General features: G+C 32.3%; 15 protein-coding genes. 5 read left to right on the top strand and 10 right to left on the bottom strand.

Annotated features, from left to right (window positions below):
- Window positions 1-11: 11 nt before the first annotated feature.
- Window positions 12-1,937 carry a PTS fructose transporter subunit IIABC gene (locus tag EKN01_RS02805; protein ID WP_129044880.1) on the top strand — a complete coding sequence of 642 codons (1,926 nt, stop codon included), beginning with the start codon at window positions 12-14 and terminating at the stop codon, window positions 1,935-1,937.
- Window positions 1,938-1,966: 29 nt separating this feature from the next.
- Here EKN01_RS02805 and EKN01_RS02800 read toward each other — a convergent pair whose 3' ends face one another.
- Window positions 1,967-2,440 (bottom strand): TMEM175 family protein, encoded by a 474-nt coding sequence (locus tag EKN01_RS02800; protein WP_277750445.1) that lies wholly within the window; start codon window positions 2,438-2,440, stop codon window positions 1,967-1,969.
- Window positions 2,441-2,509: 69 nt separating this feature from the next.
- Complete coding sequence (gene uvrC, locus EKN01_RS02795; RefSeq protein WP_099974706.1) at window positions 2,510-4,327, bottom strand: excinuclease ABC subunit UvrC; 1,818 nt, start codon at window positions 4,325-4,327, stop codon at window positions 2,510-2,512.
- Window positions 4,328-4,465: 138 nt separating this feature from the next.
- On the opposite strand from uvrC, the gene EKN01_RS07795 reads away from it, so the two are divergent.
- Window positions 4,466-4,618 carry an SPJ_0845 family protein gene (locus EKN01_RS07795; RefSeq protein ID WP_164966352.1) on the top strand — a complete coding sequence of 51 codons (153 nt, stop codon included), beginning with the start codon at window positions 4,466-4,468 and terminating at the stop codon, window positions 4,616-4,618.
- Between the two features lie 53 nt (window positions 4,619-4,671).
- On the opposite strand, the gene EKN01_RS02790 is transcribed toward EKN01_RS07795, so the two are convergent.
- The 3 genes from EKN01_RS02790 to EKN01_RS02780 form a co-directional block, all read right to left on the bottom strand.
- Complete coding sequence (locus EKN01_RS02790) at window positions 4,672-5,121, bottom strand: low molecular weight protein-tyrosine-phosphatase (RefSeq protein WP_129044878.1); 450 nt, start codon at window positions 5,119-5,121, stop codon at window positions 4,672-4,674.
- A gap of 1 nt (window position 5,122) precedes the next feature.
- Window positions 5,123-5,431 carry a helix-turn-helix domain-containing protein gene (locus EKN01_RS02785; protein ID WP_129044877.1) on the bottom strand — a complete coding sequence of 103 codons (309 nt, stop codon included), beginning with the start codon at window positions 5,429-5,431 and terminating at the stop codon, window positions 5,123-5,125.
- An 89-nt stretch (window positions 5,432-5,520) separates the two neighbouring features.
- Window positions 5,521-6,393, bottom strand: coding sequence for a LysR family transcriptional regulator (locus tag EKN01_RS02780; RefSeq protein ID WP_099974703.1), 873 nt, complete (start codon window positions 6,391-6,393; stop codon window positions 5,521-5,523).
- A 98-nt stretch (window positions 6,394-6,491) separates the two neighbouring features.
- Here EKN01_RS02780 and EKN01_RS02775 point away from each other — a divergent pair, with 98 nt between their 5' ends.
- The 3 genes from EKN01_RS02775 (at window position 6,492) to EKN01_RS02765 (ending at window position 9,902) form a co-directional block, all read left to right on the top strand.
- Window positions 6,492-8,114, top strand: coding sequence for a malolactic enzyme (locus EKN01_RS02775; RefSeq protein WP_129044876.1), 1,623 nt, complete (start codon window positions 6,492-6,494; stop codon window positions 8,112-8,114).
- 21 nt (window positions 8,115-8,135) lie between these two features.
- Window positions 8,136-9,098 (top strand): AEC family transporter, encoded by a 963-nt coding sequence (locus EKN01_RS02770; RefSeq protein WP_129044875.1) that lies wholly within the window; start codon window positions 8,136-8,138, stop codon window positions 9,096-9,098.
- A gap of 75 nt (window positions 9,099-9,173) precedes the next feature.
- Window positions 9,174-9,902 carry an alpha/beta hydrolase gene (locus EKN01_RS02765; protein WP_129044874.1) on the top strand — a complete coding sequence of 243 codons (729 nt, stop codon included), beginning with the start codon at window positions 9,174-9,176 and terminating at the stop codon, window positions 9,900-9,902.
- 37 nt (window positions 9,903-9,939) lie between these two features.
- On the opposite strand, the gene EKN01_RS02760 is transcribed toward EKN01_RS02765, so the two are convergent.
- The 5 genes from EKN01_RS02760 to nhaC all read right to left on the bottom strand — a co-directional run bounded on the left by EKN01_RS02760 (window position 9,940) and on the right by nhaC (window position 16,229).
- Window positions 9,940-11,142: a NupC/NupG family nucleoside CNT transporter gene (locus EKN01_RS02760; protein ID WP_129044873.1), complete on the bottom strand. Its 1,203-nt coding sequence runs from the start codon at window positions 11,140-11,142 to the stop codon at window positions 9,940-9,942.
- Between the two features lie 235 nt (window positions 11,143-11,377).
- Window positions 11,378-12,676 (bottom strand): 3-phosphoshikimate 1-carboxyvinyltransferase, encoded by a 1,299-nt coding sequence (locus EKN01_RS02755; protein WP_164966351.1) that lies wholly within the window; start codon window positions 12,674-12,676, stop codon window positions 11,378-11,380.
- Between the two features lie 108 nt (window positions 12,677-12,784).
- Entirely contained in the window at window positions 12,785-14,293 is a 1,509-nt protein-coding gene (locus EKN01_RS02750) for a YfcC family protein (protein ID WP_129044871.1), read from the bottom strand.
- 63 nt (window positions 14,294-14,356) lie between these two features.
- On the bottom strand, window positions 14,357-14,851 hold the full coding sequence (locus tag EKN01_RS02745) for an acyl-CoA thioesterase (protein ID WP_129044870.1): 495 nt from the start codon (window positions 14,849-14,851) through the stop codon (window positions 14,357-14,359).
- The gene (nhaC, locus tag EKN01_RS02740) at window positions 14,844-16,229 is read right to left on the bottom strand and encodes a Na+/H+ antiporter NhaC (protein WP_129044869.1); all 1,386 of its coding nucleotides are present in this window, start codon (window positions 16,227-16,229) and stop codon (window positions 14,844-14,846) included. The genes EKN01_RS02745 and nhaC overlap by 8 nt, the downstream gene beginning before the upstream one ends.
- Between the last annotated feature and the right edge of the window lie 6 nt (window positions 16,230-16,235).

Below are 16,235 nucleotides of genomic sequence, written 5' to 3'. Positions count from 1 at the left end.
GAGAATGTATTATGGATCTTAAACAATTATTATTCAAAGATGCCATGATCATGGACTTAAAAGCTACTAACAAAGAAGAAGCTATTGATGAAATGATCAACAAGTACTACGAAGTTGGAGTTATCAATGATAAGGAAATTTATAAAGAAGACATTCTAAAAAGAGAAGCACAGTCTAGTACTGGTATTGGCGACGGAATTGCTATGCCCCATGCTCGTGACAAAGCTGTACAACGTGCAACTGTCCTTTTTGCAAAGAGTGAAAAAGGTATCGACTACGATTCATTAGACGGTCAACCAGCTTACCTATTCTTTATGATTGCTGCTCCGGATGGTGCTGATAATTTACATCTTCAAGCTCTTGCTAGTCTTTCTTCCCTACTAATTAACCCTACATTAGTAGAAAATCTTAAAAAAGCTCAAACTCCAGATGAAGTTCAAAATTTATTTGATTCAGCTATGAAGGATAAAGAAGAAAAAGAACGTTTGGAAGAAGAGAAAGAACAAGCTAAGAAAGATAGTGCTTCTGAGAACAATTCAGACAAACCTTATATTGTTGCAGTTACTGCCTGCCCTACTGGTATAGCACATACCTATATGGCAGAGGCAGCTCTGAAAGAAACTGCAGAAAAAATGGGCGTTGATATCAAGGTTGAAACTAATGGATCTGAAGGTGTTAAACACCTACTAACATCTGATGAAATTAGCCGAGCTGCTGGTGTTATTGTTGCCGCAGATAAAAAAGTTGATATGCCAAGATTTGATGGTAAACATCTAGTAAATAGACCCGTTAGTGATGGTATCAACAAACCCGAAGAATTGATTCAATTAGCTATTGATCAAAAAGCTCCTATTTTTCATTCAGATTCAGCCGCTACTGAAGAAGACAGTGGTGATACTAAATCATTTGGATCAAAAATTTATGCTGACTTAATGAATGGTATTAGTAATATGCTACCTTTCGTTGTTGGTGGTGGTATATTAATGGCTATTTCTTTCTTAGTTGAAAGATTTGTCGGTTCTGAATCACAATGGTTCATTTTCTTTAACAATGTCGGAAATTATGCATTTAGCTTTTTAATCCCTGTTCTTGCTGCTTACATTGCGGTATCAATTGGTGATCGACCTGCATTACTACCCGGTTTTGTAGGTGGTTATATGGCCAGTCTAGCAGCAGCCTCTGTTGTTAAATCTGATAGCCCTGCCGGATTCCTTGGTGGTTTACTTGCCGGTTTCATCGCTGGTCTTGTAATTGTCTGGCTTAAAAAAGTTCTTAAAGTTTTACCTCACTCACTTGATGGTTTAAAGACTATTTTGATATATCCTGTACTTGGTTTACTAATAACTGGTGCTATCATGTACTTTGCAATTGATCCTGTATTTGCTGTTATAAACAAAGCTATCACAGCATTCCTTAACAATATGGGTACCGGTAATGCAATTATTTTAGGTACACTACTTGGAGCTATGATGTCTATCGATATGGGTGGTCCATTTAATAAAGCTGCCTATACATTTGCAATTGGTTCATTTACAGCTACAAACTCTGGTACTTTAATGGCAGCAGTTATGGTTGGTGGTATGGTTCCACCACTAGCAATTGCTATTGCAACTACTTTCTGGAAGAATAAATTTACAGAAAGTGAAAGACAAGCTGGTATTTCCAACTACGTTCTAGGTCTTTCATTCATCACAGAAGGTGCAATTCCATTTGCAGCCGGGGATCCATTACGTGTTATTGTTTCTTGTGTTATTGGTTCAGCTATTGGTGGTGGACTAACTCAACTATGGAAAATCAATGTCCCTGCTCCTCATGGTGGAATTTTCGTATTACCATTAGCAAATCACCCAGCTCTATACTTAGCAGCAGTTGTAATTGGTGCTGTAGTATCTGGTGTTATCTACGGTATATGGAAACCAGCTCTAGCAAAAAAATAAAAAAATCCTCGAAAATTCGAGGATTTTTTTTATGGTTTTAAAGGGTAAAGACTGTAAAATAATACTATTATTGCCAAGAAAAATATTCCTGAAATTGGTAAAAATATTGTTCCTAATAGCGATACAACATATGTACTAATTCTTCTCTTAACGTGAGGAGTATTTAATTGTGGATTGATTCGTCCCAAATAATTTGTCATTAATGTAAAAAAGATTGACGCAATAATGTAAACACTTATAAAAACAAATTCTGGCTGCCAGTGATATGGATATTCTACTACCCAAGATAATTTATATGGCAAAAAACTTAATGACAATATCCACAATGCATTTAACCAAAATGTAATTCTATCTATATTATCTATTTTTTGAAATAAATTATGATGGTTAAACCATATTGCTACTATCTCTACAAATGTAATTACATAAACCAAAACAATTCTCCAGTTAGAAAACAATGCATCCATTGTAAAACCTTTCGGAGATGGCAATTCTAATACCAGAATGTTATAAGAACTGCAATAATTGCATCCGTGAACGCTTCTATACGATTCTTGTTCATAATAAAATTTCTACATCTTTCTATACTTTTTAGATAAATCAGTACTTGCAAGTGTGATTTTCAATGTCTGAGCAGTAGTCTTAGAAATTCCTAAATCTATGAAGTCATCAACGCTAGCTTCTTTTATTTTTTTAATAGATCCAAACTTCTTCAGAAGCTTATTTCTTGTTTTGGGACCTACCCCTTGGATTCCATCCAACTGTGATGAAAGTGCTGTCTTGCTTCGTGTTTTGCGATGGAATGTTATTGCAAATCTATGAACTTCATCTTGTATTCTTTGCAATAAATAAAATCCTTGGCTTTTTCGATCTAGGTCAACTACTTGACCATTTTCTCCATAAATCAAATGTGATGTATTATGATGGTCATCTTTAACCATACCAGCAATAGGAATATCTATCCCTAATTCATTATTAAGAACATCAATAGCAGCTCGTAATTCTATAATTCCACCATCCATTAGGATTAAGTCAGGCAAACTTTTATTTTCTTTAAGCAATCTAGAATACCTTCGATAAATAACCTCTCTGGTATTGGCAGCTTCATCACTACCTTTTTGATGCTCTAATTCACCCTTAATTTTATATTTACGATATTCACTTTTTTCAGGTCTTCCATCTTTGAATACAATCATCGCTGATACCGGATTTGTTCCTTGAATGTGAGAATGATCAAATGATTCAATAATATGACCGTATGGTAACCCTAAGGCATCGAAGATTTGTTCTTGTGCCCCAAATGTTTGTCTATTATCTAATTCCATTAATCTAAATTTCTCTTGAAGAACTAGCTTAGCATTCTCCCCCGCCATTTCCATAAGATCACGCTTTTGTCCACGCTGAGGTGTTCTAAATGGCACATTTAAAACTTGCGATAGTGTTTCTTTGTCTAGTGATTCAGGTACTAGTATCTCTTTAGGCAACAACTGATTTTTTCTATTATAAAATTGCAAAATATATGTTGATAGCTCTTCCTCAGGTGTATTAATACAAGCAAAAGTTTTCTTTTCACGCTTCATCAGTCTAGCTTGACGTATAAAGAACACTTGAATAGAAATCCAACCTTTTTCAACGTAGAAATTAAAAATATCTCGAGGAAGTCCATCATTAGAGATAATTTTTTGTTTTTCAACAGTGGCTTCAATATATTGAATTTGATCGCGATAATCAGCTGCGCGTTCATATTCTCTTTTTTCAGCTGATTCTTTCATTTTATTATTTAAATCACGTTTTATTTCAGCAACATTTCCACCTAAAAAACTCTTTATCTTGTCAATTTGATTATTGTATTCAGATTCAGGTACTTCCTTGAAACAAGCTCCTAAGCATTGTCCCATATGGTAATAAAGACATGGTCGCCCTAAATGGCCTTGACATCTTCTCAGAGGATAGGCTTTTTGAAGGAAATTTAATGTGTTTTGAGCTGCATAGACATTAGGATAAGGTCCAAAATAATAACCCTTGTCATTTTTAACTTGGCCAGTTATTTCCATTTTAGGATCGCGCTCGTTAGTAATTTTTATATAAGGATAACCTGTTCCCTTCTTTAATTTGATATTAAAGTAAGGCTGATGTTTTTGAATTAATGTTATTTCTAACAAAAAAGCTTCTTTATCATTTGAAGTAACAATAGTTTCAAAATCTCTGATTTCAGAAACAAGTCTTTCTGTTTTACCTTCATGAGAGCTCTTAAAATAAGACCTAACACGATTTTTTAGGTTTTTTGCCTTTCCAACATATATAATCTTGGAATTAATATCTTTCATCATGTAACAACCCGGTTTATCAGGTAGTAACATTAACTTTTTTTCTAAATATTCAGTCGCCAAGTTATATCTCCTTAAATAAATTTAACTATATTAATTTTAAACATTATTTATATAGTTGCAAGAATTGCGCTTTCTTCCGAAACGTTCTATAATGTAGTTAGTAAATAATATTATACCTCTAGAAAGGGGCTGATACCGATGGGATTAACAGTGAAACGTGAAAGTGATTTTGGTAGTCTATTCGATCAATTTGCTTCTTTGCCAGATGATGTAAAAAAGAACGTTGATAGAGTAAATGAAGCAGATAAAAAATCTTCAAAGAAAGAATCAAAATCCGAAGATAAAGAGTAATATTTAAAAAAATTACTTGTAAAAAGACACTCACAAAGAATGTGAGTGTCTTTTTATTTATACTCTTCTATAATTGCAGGTATTATCTCACTTAATTGATTATAAGTCCTATCAAATTTATGATCATACCAAGGATCTTCTATAATTTTATCCTCACCTATCATGTTATAGGCAAGTTTAATTTTGTCTATATTACCTGCTGAAGATATCTCTTTCAAATCTTCAATATTTTGATAATCCATACCTATAACCAAGTCTGCACTGTCTATATCTTGTTCAGTAATTTGTTTTGCCTTATGAGAAATAATTGAAATAGATTGTCTTTTTAATTCGGCAATAGCACCTTCATGTGGTGGGTTTCCAATTTCATATGTCGAAGTAGCCCGAGAACTTATATCAAAACTATCTTCTAATCCTCTATTGGCAACCATTTCTTTCATAATCATCTCTGCCATAGGTGATCTACAGATATTTCCTAAACAAACATAAATTATTTTTGTCATATTAGATTAAACCCAGTCTTTTCTTTACTTCTTCTAATTGAGCTTCTAAAAATGGATCTTTTCTGCTGAGAACGTCTAGAGTTTTACGCTCTTCAGCTTGTTTTTTTGGTTCTTTAGAAATATTTTTTCCCGATGATGATTTTTTAGACTCCTTCATACCATCATCAGTTAGTGTTGATTCAAATTTTCGAACCCAAGCTCCCACTTGTTGATAAGAAACAGCATACTTTTCTGCAGCTAATTTACAGTTTCTATCATTTTGAAGTGTATATTTTACAATTTCAATTTGTTCTTTTTCTGAATACTTCATAAAATCTCCTAATTTTTAAGTATTTTAAGTATATCATATGCATTTACAGTATTAATTATTGCAAACATAACTTAACTTCAATTTAAAAATTAGGAATTATTTCGAAAAATATCAATAAATTCTTGTATATAATCTGTCATTTCCATCGTTCTTCTGTATGCAATTGCTATATGAAATTTAGGAATTTCCACGTCAGTTATATCAATAGAGCGAACTCCTTCAATATTATCCAACGCAATTTCTGCTATAAAACTAATTCCTCTATTCTCCTTAACTAAGTTCAACAGTAAATTGTAATCATTTGTAGAATAAATAGTATTTGGCAAAAAATTATATTGTCTTATCATATTTTGAAAAACTTGATTATGAATTGATTGTTCATCTAGTAGAATGAATGTTTCATCCTTTATGTCCGAAATAGATACCTTATCGGACATTTTTTTGTCAAAAGAAGTTATAACTTTAAAATCCTTAATATCAATTTCTTCATATATTAAATCTGGATCATCCGGTTGATTTGTATACCCTAAAAGAGATATATCTACATCACCATTTTTAAGCTTATAAACTAATTCTTTGGATCCATCTTGCACTGAAATGATTCTTGATAAAATACCACTCTCATTTAGAGCAACAAATTTTTTAGGAAATAAGTAATTGGTAATTATTGGTGGCATACCTACTCTAAATTTTTGTGAATTTAACTTTTGCACCTCTTTCTTCGAAATTTCATTCTCTGAAATAATTCTCTGAGCATGTGTCAAAACTTGTAATCCAGATAATGTTAAATAAAATGAATTAGCATAACTCTTCCGCTCAATTAGTTTTGCATTATACTCATCTTCAAGTCTTTTAAGAGAATAAGTTATTGTTGGTTGACTCACATGAAAGTATTTAGCTGTGTCTGAAAAATTTTTAAATTGGTTTAATTTTACAAAGTATTGATAGTCTTTAATATTCATAATTTACCTATAATATTTTTTTATCAATGATACCATATTTGACTATATATTTTATTGAGAACTATTATTATTTCATAAATTAATTGGAGGAACCAAAAATGACATATTCTGGATTGAACTTAATAAATAATCCCTACCTTAACAAAGGTACTGCCTTTACAAAGGAAGAAAGAAAAGAAAATAATATTGAAGGTTTATTGCCTCCATTTGTTCAGACACTAGATCAACAAGTAGAACAGACTTACCTTCAATATCAATCAAAAGTTAACTCTCTAGAAAAAAGAATTTTCCTAATGGAAATTTTTAACGAAAACAGAGTTTTATATTACAAACTATTCAGTCAACACATAAACGAATTTATGCCAATCGTTTATGATCCTACTATTGCTGACACAATTGAAAACTATAGTCGTCTATTCATTGATCCTCAAAATGCTACATACTTATCAATTGACGATCCAGATTCTATGAAACAATCACTTATAAACGGTGCAGATGGACGTAACATCAAGCTTATCGTTGTGACTGATGGTGAAGGAATTCTTGGTATTGGCGACTGGGGCGTTCAAGGTGTTGATATCTCAGTTGGTAAACTTATGGTTTATACCGCAGCAGCTGGTATTGATCCAAGTTCCGTTCTCCCTGTAGTTCTTGATGTAGGAACAAATAACCAATCACTACTTGATGATGATTTATACATAGGTAATCATCACAAACGTGTAACTGGAGAAAAGTACTACCAATTTGTTGACCAATTTGTTGAAACTGCAGAAGATCTTTTCCCAAATATGTATCTTCATTTTGAAGATTTTGGAAGAGATAATGCAGCAAACATACTTAACAAATATAAAAATGATATTTTAACCTTTAATGATGATATTCAAGGAACAGGAATTATCACACTTGCTGGTATTCTTGGTGCTCTTAATATCTCAAAACAAAAATTGACAGATCAAATTTATGTATCCTTTGGTGCAGGTACAGCTGGTGCTGGTATTGTAAGAAGAATCTACGATGCAATGGTTGAAGCAGGTCTTTCTGAAGAAGAAGCAAAAAAACACTTCTATCTTGTTGATAAACAAGGTCTTTTATTCTCAGATACTGAAGGATTAACACCTGAACAAGAACCATTTACAAGAGAAAGATCTGAATTTTCAAATGCTGATGAACTTACAACTTTGGAAGCTGTTGTAAAAGAAGTACACCCTACTATTCTAGTAGGAACTTCAACCCAACCTGGTACATTTACTGAAAGTATTATTAAAGAAATGGCAAGCCACACAGAAAGACCAATTATTTTCCCACTTTCAAATCCTACTAAACTTGCTGAAGCTAAAGCTGAAGATTTGCTTGCATGGACTGATGGAAAAGCTCTGATTGCTACAGGAATTCCTGTTGAACCAATTGACTATAAAGGAACAACATATCATATTGGACAAGCTAACAATGCACTTGTCTACCCTGGATTGGGACTAGGCGCATTGGCTGTTAATTCAAAATTACTTAGCGAAGGAATGATTAACAAAGCTGCACGTTCACTTGGTGGAATTGTGGATACTACACAACCAGGTGCGGCTGTCCTTCCTCCTGTATCTAAACTAGATGAATTCAGTATGACAGTTGCTACAGGTGTAGCACAGGAAGCTATTAATGAAAAACTTACAGATGAAACAGACGCTAAAAAAGCTGTGGAATCAATAAAATGGGAACCAAAATATTAATATATTAAGAGGGAATAAATTATGGCAGCTTTTATTACATCATTAGAAAGTGTTGCAGAAATTGTTATTGTCATTGCACTTGGTTTTTGGCTAAGAAATTCTGGACGCTTAGCAGATTCATTTAAAGGTAACATCTCATTTATTATTATGAATATTGCCCTACCCGCATCAATTTTTGTTTCAGTTTTAAAGTATTTAACTAGAGATAAACTGGCAAGTCTTTCAGGTGGTTTGATTTTTGCCTTTGCATCTTTTGCATGTAGTTATTTACTAGCTTGGATTTTGACTAAAGTTTTAAAAATTAGACCAGGTCGTCGAGGAACATTTATTAATATGTTTGCCAATGCCAATACTATTTTTATTGGTTTGCCACTTAACATGGCACTATTTGGAACAAAAAGTTTACCTTACTTCCTTGTTTACTATGTTATGAATACTATTTCTACTTGGGCAATCGGAGTTTTCTTTATTTCAAATGATGACCCCACAAAAGAAAAAGGTACAAAACAAGATTTTAACTGGAGAAAATTATTACCAGCTCCACTTGTTGGCTTCTTAGTTTCCTTAGTATTCCTACTACTAGCCATTCCTATTCCAGAATGGATTGATAAAACTTTAGACATGGTTGGTGGTATTGTTACTCCAATGTCACTTATCTATATTGGTATTATTCTGGCAGATGCTGGATTAAAATCAATCAGATTTGATCATGACACAATCTGGGCCCTTCTTGGTAGATTTGTATTTGCTCCAGCTATTATGATTGGATTTGTCACTTTAGGTGCTTCAATAGGACATGGATTACCTGCTCTAGAAAGCAGCACTCTAATTATCCAAGCTGCAGCACCCGGACTAGCTGTTTTACCTATCTTGGTTGGGCAATCTCATGGGGATGTCGAATATGCAACAAATGTTGTTACAACATCTACTGTTCTGTTCGTTGTTGTAGTTCCAATTCTAATGCAAGTTATTAACTTTATTTAAAAATTTGTCATATACTGAAGTCAGTATATGACTATTTTTTTACAAAATATTCTTACTTTTATAGAGGAGTTTCTAATGGCACTGAATAACTTAAGTTTTAGAACTAACTATTTGCACACTTATTTCAACTCTGTCGTCATTATTCCTGATGATTATCAGCCTGACTATCCTGTTGTTTGGTTATTGGCTGGATATACAAGTGATGAGACAACATATGTTAGACATGTTAATTTGGAAAAAATTGCTCGTGAATACAAATGTGCAATAATAATGCCCGAAACAAGAAATGCATTTTATACAGATTCAGATTTCATTCCTTACTACTCATTTTTTATTAATGAGTATATGAAAAGAATTCAAAATATTTTCCCGATATCTAAAGATAGAGAAAACAATTATATTGTTGGTTCTAGCATGGGTGGTTATGGTGCTCTGAAGATTGCATTTAAAAATAGTACTCTATTTTCAAAAGTTGTTGGGCTCTCACCTATCGCTGATATTTTGAAATTTAGAAATAATCCGAAATGTCCAATGCCAAAAGAAGCTTTCGATAATATATTCAAAACAAATAATAAAATCAAAGAAAATCAATTAATTAATATTTTCGATGAATATAAACCTGACATTGATATTTTAACCATCTGTGGTGATCAAGATTTTATGTACGAAGATAATGTTGAACTAGCAAATTTCCTTAAAAAGAAAACTTCCAAATATAGTTGGAAAGAAGTAACTGGTGATCATTCTTGGGAGACTTGGAGTCAAAATATCGATTATGTTTTTGACTGGATTTTTAACAAATAAAAAAGAGTATCAGTTAATTAACTGATACTCTTTTTTATTACCAAACGAAAAGTCCTACAAATGCTGCTGATAGCAATGAAACTAATACACCTGAAAGTAACATGTATCCAACATTTTTAGAAATTAAATCATTCTTTTCACGATCAACGATACCCTTGAAACATCCAATAATCATACCGACTGTTGAGAAGTTGGCAAATGATGTAATGAATACTGTAAGTACTGCTTTAAAGTGAGGAGCAAAACTATTGATACTACCTGTAACCTTACCCATAACAACAAATTCGTTAGTTACAAGCTTAGTTCCCATGTATTGAGCCATTTGAAATGAGTCATGACTATTAAGTCCCAATAACCAAGCAAATGGATACATAATAACACCAAGAATATGTTCTAGTGTCAACCAAGGGTTAGCTAGTTGAAGAACTTTATCAATAAGAGCAGCTAAGGCAACAAATGCAATAACGTTAGCTGTAATGATAAGAATTAATCTACCAGCTCCCAAGATAGAATCTCCAAGGAATGAGAAGAATGGTTCTTTCTTTCCTTCCCCTTGTCCCTTGATTTTTGCAATTGTATCCTCTTCAGCTGGAACATCAACTGGGTTAAGCATACTTGTAACGATAATAGCATTGATAATATTAATTGGAATAGCTGTCAAAATATACTGACCTGGCATCATTTGTATATAAGCTCCAATAATTGAAGCAGTAACACAACTCATCGACATCATTGCGAGAGTCAAGTTTCTTTTTGCACTCATCTCTTTTAGTTGGATACTTGAAACAGCTAAAGCCTCAGTATTTCCTAAGAACATCATCTCAACTGCAAAGAATGATTCAAACTTAGGTTGTCCTGTAATAAATGAAAGTCCCTTACCGATCCATTTGATAATGAATGGTAAAACTCCAATATAAGTTAAAATATCGAACAAAGGAACAATCATTAGGATGGGGAGCAATGCACTGGTAACAAAATCCATTTGTTTTACATGAACCCAACTTGGAAGTGCAAATGCGATACCAGTATATGAAACTTGGACCAACCAGTCAAAACCAGTTGCAGCACCAGATATGATATCACGACCTGCTTGTGAACCTGTCAAAAACCAAGCCAGTAGCAAGTTTACAACAACCATAATTCCTATAGATTTCCAGTGGATAGATTTTTTATCCTTGGAAAACACAAATCCTATAGCTAAGAAAACAACCAAACCTATAATGTTAGTTATTAAATACATTATTCTCCCTATTCCCTTCACAAATATACAATTTTCGTAACAACTAAATAATATCATTTGATTTTGATATTTTAAAATTTAATTTACTGACTTTTTCTGTTTAAAATTCCCAATGTTAGGAATTTAGTAGTAAATATAAGAAATTAGTTTGTGAAATATAAAATAAAAATTCTGTATTTCCTATTAAGTTTAAATTACGCAAAATAAAAAAGAATCTAATAAAAGAATAGATTCTTCAGACAATAATTTTTTTAATATCATTTAGAAGATTAGGATAAGACACGTCGATAACCTCAATGTTTTTAATCTGTAGAGATTGATCAATCAAATTAGCAGCTACTATCAACATCATTGCTATTCTATGATCGTAATGGCTATCTAGAATACCTTTTAAAGTAATTTTTTGATTACCTTTTATGATAACTTTATCACCGTCATTTTTTATCTTAATGTTTAATTTTTCAAGTTCTTCTTTCATAACTTTTAATCGCTCATGTATTTGAACCATAGCATCACTAATATCTTCTATAACTGTATCCCCATCAGCTTGAGATGCCATCAAAACAATTAGTGGTAACTCATCAATAATAAGTGGCAAAATTTTCCCAGGGATAACCGTTCCACTGAGTTTTTGACTTTTTACAATTAAATCTCCATAAGGTTCAACTTTGTCTACAGATAAATTTTCCAATTCATATGTTCCGTTCATACTTTCAAGAACAGTAAGCAATCCAGTTCTTGTGCTATTAAGACAAATATTTTTTACTTTAATTTCGCTATCTTTAGATAAAATAGCGCAAACAATATAAATTGCTGCTGAAGAAAAATCACCAGGTATGAATATGTCTTTTCCTTGTAAATTTTGTTTAAGTGGATTAATAGTTATCAAATCAGGTGTTGTTTTTATATCCGCACCAAAATAATTAGCTAAATTCTCTGTATGATTTCTAGTTACATATTTTCTATGGATTCTTGTAGGACTATTTCCATATATTCCAGATAAAACTAAGCTACTTTTTACCTGTGCATTGGAAATATCTTGAGTATAATCGATTCCTTTTAGGGAATCAGTTCCTGTTATTTCAACAGGTAACTTGCTCTGTCCCACGTAATTTACTTTTAAACCCATTTTTTGCAAAGGATCTAAGACATCATCTCTTAACCTATTTTCTAAAAAAGCTCCACCAGTAACTGTATAAGGATTATCAATGGATGCTAGGAATCCATATAGTAACCCTTGTAGTTCCCCTACATTACGAACGTTAAGTGGTTTATCAATTGGTAAAAATTGATGATTAGTACCTTTTATTATTAAATCTTTAGAAAATGGTTCGAAATTTATTTTTGCACCCAAAGATTTAAAAACATCTATAGTGGTTAAAAGATCATCGGAGATTGTAAAATTAGTAATTTGAGTTACACCTTTGGCCTGTGAACCGAACATTATTGCGCGGTGTGAAATACTTTTATCACCTGGAAGTGTAACTTCGCCTACTAATCTGTACCTCTGTGATGGTGTATTATAACTAAACACAATAAGTTCTCCTTTCACAATTTAATAAGTTCACCCTTAATTATATCTATCTTTGCAAAACTAGGCTATTTAAAAGCATTAAAAAAAGCATACTACTGTTAGTATGCTCTAAATATATGTACAAATTACCAAGAATAAAATTGAGACAACAAATAAAATTATCATTAATTTCCAAATATATTTCCACCATTTAACAATGTCTACATGTCCTATGGCTAAAGCTCCCATAACCACACCTGATGTAGGTGTAATTACATTTACCCATCCAGAAGCTGCCTGATATGCAGTAACTACTAGTGAAGGACTAACATTTGAAAACTTACCCAACGGTCCCATTATTCCCATAGTTGCTGCTGCCAATCCTGATGTTGAAGGAATCAAAAATGACATTGGAATATAAAAAATATAAGTTAACGTTATAAAAATTCCTGATGATAAATGGCTTAATCCTTGTTCACCAGCATGTAAAACTGTTGCCGTAATAAATCCATTGTTCATTACTACCTGAATTCCTCTTGCAACTGCAACGATTATTGCAACACTCAAAAAGTCATTCATTCCGCCAATAAAGGCATCAATAAATGTGCTTTCTTTCATGTGGTAAACAAACATTATTACAACTGACATTATCAAGAATAAGGTTGTTATTTCAGTAAAATACCATGTTCCAAGTGGTGCAAAGTCATGTCCTATAAAATTACCTAAAAATGGAACTTTAGAAATATTTTTAGTCATTGTTTCAAATACAGTCCATCCAGGATTCAAACTTGTCCATGGAATCAACCCTGCGATCATTATGACAAACGATAATAAAAATAGAACTAAAACCCATTTTTGATTTTTTGAAAGGTTTACATCAATTTCAGAATCTGAAATTGAAAATTCTTTCATATCTTGTTCTCTTCGATCATATACATAAGATTTTTTAGGATCATTTTTTACTTTTTTTGCATAATACATTACGTAACCAATACTTATTGCTGTAACCAGTACTAACAATACTACTCGAGATAATAAACCATCACCTGGTGAGATATTCAAAGTCTGTGATGCTACACCGGTAGCAAAAGGATTGACCGTTGAGGCTAAGCATCCAACTTGTGACCCGATCAAGGCAATGGAAATAGCTGTAATAGAATCAAATCCCACACTAATCATAACTGGTATAAGAATTGGATAAAATGCAATTGTCTCCTCACCCATACCATATGTAGAACCACCGATAGCAAATAAAATCATTAACACTGGGATCATTATCATTTCTTTCCCAGCAAATTTTTTGACAGTGGTACTAATACCGTCATCTAAAGCTCTAGTTTTATTGACTACTCCTAAAAATCCACCAATAACTAATATAAATAATGAAACAGATATTGACCCTTCAGTAGTTGCAGTTCCAACCATACCTTCGATTGGAGCTTTGAAAATATCCCAAAGACCTTGCGGATGCGCTGGTAAAGACTTATATGTTCCAGCGATGATATTGCCCGCTTTATCTGTATTATATTGTCCCGAAGGAATCAACCAAGTTAATATTGCTACAAAAATTATTAAAAAAAACAGGATGGTGAATGCAGATGGCATTGACCATTTTTTTCTTTGCTTTAAAGTATCCATAGTTTTGTCCCCTTTTACAATACTCATTATAGCAATAAAAAAAAACAGATTTTTCAATCTGTTTTAAATATCTATATTCTTTAAGAATTCAGGTAACTTTGAACGTTCCTCTTTTCGACTCAAGTATCTTTGTTCAAATCCTGCCATTAATGCTTTTTCTTCTTCTGTTTCAGCAATTACCTCAGGTAATTCAAAATCAGAATCACCTGGTAATGTTACAAGTGTACAAAAACTAGTAAATGCTAATTCTTTTTCTTTAGTTTGTAAATCTTCAGTAATAAATTTTGTAAATACCTCAATAGATCTACCTTTAGTCCCAGTGACAAATGAAAAAGCTTTGAGACTTTGTCCAACTTTCATCGGTTTCAAAAAATAAAGATTATCGTAGCCAGCGGTCGCAATGGGTATATTTACCAGCTTATAAGCAGCTAATCCTGCATTTTTATCCAAAATCTCTAAAGTTCTACCACCAAAAAGAGTTTTCTTTTCATTTAATTCATTATTAAAAATAATTTCTTCAAAAATTGTTTTTGTAGCTGAACAAGTGATTTTATTCAATATTCTTTCCCGCCTTAAACAAACGATTTTGGAATATAAATCCAAATAGAATTGCTAATATCGGATTAAGCCATGTATAAAATGTGTATGGTAAGTAATGTATTGTATTGACACCTAAAGTACCTGCAATAAATACACCACTAACACTCCATGGAACCAGTGCGTTGATATCAGCACCAGCAGTTGCAAGAGTTCTAGATAGATATCTAGGTGCAATTTTTAATTTCTCAAAGTCTTTTTTAAATGTTGTACCTGGCAAAATAATTGATAAATATTGTTCACCAACTAAAACATTTACTCCTATACCACCAATACCTGTTGCTAAAATCAACTTACCTGGAGTATTAACGTGTGTTTCCATTTTGCTAATTAAACTATCAATTACACCCAATTCTAGTAAAATTCCGCCTAAAGCTAGAGCACAGATAATAAGTGAAATACTGCCTAACATATTACTGATTCCACCACCTGATACTATTTGATTAATTTCTGGTGTAGATTTAGTAAAATGAAATCCATTCATAATTTCATCACTAACAGTTTTCAAAGATACACCATTAATAATCATATTCATAATTATTGCAGTTATTGCACCAGATAATAATGTTGGAATAGCAGGTACTTGACGAATTGCCAAGATCAATAGAACAAGAATTGGTAATAACATTAAAGGTGAAACTACAAAATTAGATTTCAAAATATTTTCGATATGATGAACACTTGAAAGATTGACCTGCTTGTTACTTTGACCAATTATGAAAAATATTACTGCACTTATTCCCGCAGCAATCAGAGAAGTATGTGACATCAGTTTTATATGAGAAGAAAGATTTTTTACACCCGCGATACCTGTTGTTAAATTAGTTGTATCAGATAATGGAGACATATTATTTCCAAAGAATGCCCCAGATACTACAGCACCAACAGTCATAGCTGAATCTATTCCCATAACCTGACTGATTCCTATAAAAACCAAACCCATTGTCGAAATAGTAGTAAACGCACTACCGACAATTATTCCCACTAAACAGCAACTAATAAAGACTGTTAAAAGGAAGAAATTAGGATTCATGACTTCTAATCCATAAACCATGATTGTTGGGATTACTCCTGCGCTAAGCCATGATGCTACTAATACTCCAATCATAATAAATATGATCATAGGAATAATACCTGGCTTGATACCGTTAATTATTCCTTCATGGAGACTATCCCAAGAGAATTTACGAAACTTACCATACGCTAATAATAAAGTAAAAGTTAATAATAAGGGTATTTGTGGCGCTATTTCTAATTTTATAATCATAAAACCTAATATTACAAACATCAAAATTATGATTATTAGTGATTCTACAAATGAAAGTTTTTTATTTTCCATAAAACT

Source organism: Companilactobacillus metriopterae, from assembly GCF_004117915.1.
Taxonomy (GTDB): Bacteria; Bacillota; Bacilli; order Lactobacillales; family Lactobacillaceae; genus Companilactobacillus; species Companilactobacillus metriopterae.
The sequence above is the reverse complement of the archived record's forward strand: the minus strand, read 5'-3'. Positions and strand labels throughout refer to the sequence as shown.

Coding starts and splice junctions, on each gene's coding strand:
- EKN01_RS02805 (WP_129044880.1), top strand. CDS start 12: ATGGATCTTAAACAATTATTATTCAAAGATGCCATGATCATGGACTTA.
- EKN01_RS07795 (WP_164966352.1), top strand. CDS start 4,466: ATGGGATTAACAGTGAAACGTGAAAGTGATTTTGGTAGTCTATTCGAT.
- EKN01_RS02790 (WP_129044878.1), bottom strand. CDS start 5,121: ATGACAAAAATAATTTATGTTTGTTTAGGAAATATCTGTAGATCACCT.
- EKN01_RS02785 (WP_129044877.1), bottom strand. CDS start 5,431: ATGAAGTATTCAGAAAAAGAACAAATTGAAATTGTAAAATATACACTT.
- EKN01_RS02780 (WP_099974703.1), bottom strand. CDS start 6,393: ATGAATATTAAAGACTATCAATACTTTGTAAAATTAAACCAATTTAAA.
- EKN01_RS02775 (WP_129044876.1), top strand. CDS start 6,492: ATGACATATTCTGGATTGAACTTAATAAATAATCCCTACCTTAACAAA.
- EKN01_RS02770 (WP_129044875.1), top strand. CDS start 8,136: ATGGCAGCTTTTATTACATCATTAGAAAGTGTTGCAGAAATTGTTATT.
- EKN01_RS02765 (WP_129044874.1), top strand. CDS start 9,174: ATGGCACTGAATAACTTAAGTTTTAGAACTAACTATTTGCACACTTAT.
- EKN01_RS02760 (WP_129044873.1), bottom strand. CDS start 11,142: ATGTATTTAATAACTAACATTATAGGTTTGGTTGTTTTCTTAGCTATA.
- EKN01_RS02750 (WP_129044871.1), bottom strand. CDS start 14,293: ATGGATACTTTAAAGCAAAGAAAAAAATGGTCAATGCCATCTGCATTC.
- nhaC (WP_129044869.1), bottom strand. CDS start 16,229: ATGGAAAATAAAAAACTTTCATTTGTAGAATCACTAATAATCATAATT.